We start from the raw sequence: 2,861 nt of genomic DNA, 5'->3' as shown, positions 1-2,861 counted from the left end.
CTAGGTTCGCAAATCAGTGGTCTGGGCGTGGCAATGAAAAACGCCAACGACGGTGTTTCTATTGCACAAACTGCTGAAGGTGCAATGCAGGAATCAAGTAATATCCTGAATAAAATGCGTGATTTGGCTCTGCAATCAGCGAATGGTTCAAACTCAACAGAAGATCGTGCTGCAATCCAAAAGGAAGTGACAGCATTAAATAATGAAATGACCCGTATGGCTGAAACCACTACATTTGGTGGCCAGAAGCTGCTTGACGGTTCTTTTGGTACTAAAACCTTGCAGGTGGGTTCTGAAGCCAATGAAACCATCGATTTATCACTAAAGAGTACTAAAGCTGAAGATTTGGGTGCGAATGCACTGCGTGCTGGCCGAGTTGGTACTATTGCTGCGGGAGCAACTGCATCAAGTAATGGTGTGTCGGCTGGTACGTTAACCCTGAAAGGCAAGAAAGATGTTGCTGTTGATGTTAAAGCGGGTGACTCAGCAAAAGCCATTGCCGAAGCTGTAAATAAGAAAAGTTCTCAAACTGGGATCAAAGCTGAGGCAACTACATCACTGACGCTTGCCGCTGCAGGTAGTTCCATGGATATCACTATTTCTGCCGGTGGCCGTGATGCAGAGCGTATTACTGTAAATTCCGGTGATGTGAACAAGCAAGCTGAAGAGATCAATGCTAAGTCAGCCAAAACAGGCATTACTGCAACGGTTAATGATGATGGTGTGCTGCAGCTGAATAATAAAGCGGGCGAAGATATTCAAATCCAGAATAAAAATGCAGGCGCAGGCAATGAAGTTACCGTTAATTCAGGAAGTGGCTCTTCTGCTACATTATCCAGTGCTACGCCTGCTGTAATGGTTGGTGGCCAAATTGCTTATACCGCGAATGACAGCTTTAATATCACGGCATCTAAAGGCGGATCTCTTGGTTTAGGTGCTTCTGGTACTACTGTTGGTGCAAAGAAAGAGTCTATTGCTGATATTGATATGTCTACCCAAGATGGTGCTCAGCAAGCAATTAGTGCTATCGACGGTGCTCTGGCATCTATCGATGACCAGCGCTCTGATCTGGGTGCGCTGCAGAACCGTCTATCTAGTACTGTTAGCAACTTGGGTAATATCCAGGAAAATGCTTCTGCAGGCCGTAGCCGTATCATGGATGTAGATTTTGCTTCTGAAACTACTAACATGACTAAGCAACAAATTCTGCAACAAGCAGGTACTGCAATGCTGGCTCAGGCTAAGCAATTGCCTCAAGCTGCACTGTCACTGCTGGGTTAATGCCTTGCAAGGCTTGCACCGTTTTCTCGTGCAAGCCTGTAATAGCAACAGGGGTGCTATGCCCCTGTTGTGTTACTTCTTCATCTTTCCTGCTCAAAAGGCATGCTGATGTCTGTTTCTGGATTATCGATAACCCCTTGTTCCTTTACCTCTTCACCCGTATCTACCTTGCACTCTACTTCGGCATTACCCTCAGCCGTATCGTCTAGTACAACTCAAACTCATCATGCAGTATCTGGCAGCATTGATGCAACGCATACTGATATTGTGCGAGATAAACCACTGAACGAGCAGGGTATCCACGCCTCTGATACATCAACCCTTATTGAAGAGCCAGCCGAGCTAAGTGCGGTAACTCAGCAGATCAATGAGTTTATGCGCAGCACAAATCACCAACTGAGTTTTCATCTGGATGAAGATTTGAATCGTCAGATAGTTTCCGTGGTGGATTGTGAAAGTGGTGAGGTTATTCGCCAGTTACCTTCAAAAGAGATGTTGGAGCTTGCCAAAAAAATGGCGGATCAAATGGCAGGTATCTTGCTTAACATAGAAGCCTGATTTATTTGGCGAAATTGATATTGCCATCCCTTATTTCCTACGTACAGATAAACCCGTACACGATAACAAACAGAGGTGAAACATGCGCGCTCCCGGTATTGGTTCTGGTTTACCTGTCGCCGATTGGGTTGACATGATGGTGAAGGCGGAAGCCACACCAAAGTTAAAACAGTTTCAAAAACAGCAGCAAACGCTCGATACTCAAATATCCTCATACGGAAAATTGAAGTCTTCATTAACAGAGTTTCAAGACTCACTGAAACAAATGCAAAAAGATGAGGCCTTTGATAAACGCAAGGTCGATATTGTCGGTAAAGAGCCACCGTTCTCGGGGTCTGCCACCAAAGATGCAATCTCTGGTAGCTATGATGTAGCCGTGGAAAAGTTGGCTAAAGAGCAAAAAACTAATCTGGGCGCAGTTGTACCCGATACCAAGTTTGAGGCTGGAAAGCTTGATTTTAAAGTGGGCGACGAGAGCTTTTCGGTAGATGTAAAAAAAGACAGTAGCCTGAAAGATATTGCTGATGCGATCAACAAATCCCCCGATAATAAAGGGGTAAAAGCCACCATAGTGACCTATACCGATGATAACGGTAAGACACAAAATGAGCTGGTGTTGATGGGTGAGAAAACCGGTAAAGAGAATAGCTTTGAGGTGACATCTTCAGCTGACCCGAGCAGTCAACTTGGGCAGATGATCGCAGGGCAGAAAACGCCAGATGAAAATAAGCCACAAGATGCGATTTTAACCATTGATGGTAAAAAGATCACTAGTGCATCCAACAAAGTAGAAAATGCTATTCAGGGGCTGACGCTGGATCTGAAAGAAGTATCAGAAAAAGATACTGACGGTAAATTCAAAACTAACCGAGTCACGGTAGGCTATGACAATGGTGCAGTAAAGAGCAGCTTGAGTGGATTTGTTGAAGCGTACAACAGTATCATTGATATTACTGATGAACTGACCAAATACAATAGAGAGACCAGTACTGCAGCACCACTAACGGGTGATAGTCTTGTTC

The 2,861-nt window shown here is 44.7% G+C and carries 3 protein-coding genes; all 3 read left to right on the top strand.

Annotated features, from left to right (window positions below):
• On the top strand, positions 1 to 1,281 hold a 1,281-nt coding region (locus ACRC27_RS11890; RefSeq protein WP_438639960.1), incomplete at its 5' end, for a flagellin.
• A gap of 108 nt (positions 1,282 to 1,389) precedes the next feature.
• Positions 1,390 to 1,839 carry a flagellar protein FlaG gene (locus ACRC27_RS11885; RefSeq protein ID WP_438639959.1) on the top strand — a complete coding sequence of 150 codons (450 nt, stop codon included), beginning with the start codon at positions 1,390 to 1,392 and terminating at the stop codon, positions 1,837 to 1,839.
• A gap of 82 nt (positions 1,840 to 1,921) precedes the next feature.
• The coding region (gene fliD / locus ACRC27_RS11880) for a flagellar filament capping protein FliD (protein WP_438639958.1) at positions 1,922 to 2,861 on the top strand (940 nt) is incomplete at its 3' end.

Origin of the sequence: Plesiomonas sp. (assembly GCF_051650925.1) — a bacterium.
In the GTDB taxonomy this organism is placed as follows: Bacteria; Pseudomonadota; Gammaproteobacteria; order Enterobacterales; family CAMTGL01; genus Plesiomonas.
Note: the sequence above shows the minus strand (reverse complement) of the source record. Positions and strands in the feature narration are given on the sequence as shown.